The sequence below is a fragment of the Aminobacter sp. P4_D5 genome, assembly GCF_056401815.1.
Map to the genome: position 1 here is coordinate 1 of NZ_JBFUIP010001254.1, position 547 is coordinate 547.

Annotated in this window: 1 protein-coding gene; it reads right to left on the reverse strand. The window is 70.0% G+C overall.

Translation table 11 applies throughout. From position 1 onward, the window contains the following. Positions 1-547: Bug family tripartite tricarboxylate transporter substrate binding protein (locus tag AC1DWF_RS37795; RefSeq protein ID WP_476843536.1), on the reverse strand; the 547-nt coding region annotated here is incomplete at both ends.

Here is a 547-nt window from a genome sequence, read left to right on the forward strand (position 1 = left end):
GTAGACGCCCACGCGCCCGGCCACCAYGTCCGTGATGGCCGGTGCGGTGCCGCGATAGGGCACGTGCTCCATCACGATGCCGGCGCGCATCTTCAGCAGCTCGCTCGCCAGGTGCGGCCCGCTGCCGATGCCGGAGGAGGCGTAGGTCACGCGGCCGGGATTGGCCCGGCAATAGGCCAGGAAGCCCGCAAAATCCTGGGCTGGCACCGCTGAGGATGCCGTCAGGAAATAGGGCGTGATGGCGAGCGAGGCGACGGGGCTGATGTCGCGCAGCGTGTCGTAGGGCAGGTTCGGATTGAGCGCGGCGCTCCCCGACGTGCCGTTCGTGCCGATCAGCAGCGTGTGGCCATCCGCCGGCGAGCGCAGGACGAAGGCTGTGCCGATGCTGCTGTTGGCGCCGCCGCGGTTCTCGATGACTAATTGCTGCCCGAGCGTGGCGCTCATCCTGTTGGCGAAGATGCGCGCGATCGCGTCGGTCGGCCCGCCCGTCTCGAAGGGGACCACGAGGCGGACCGGCTGGCTCGGGAAGGCCTGCGCGCGTGAGGAC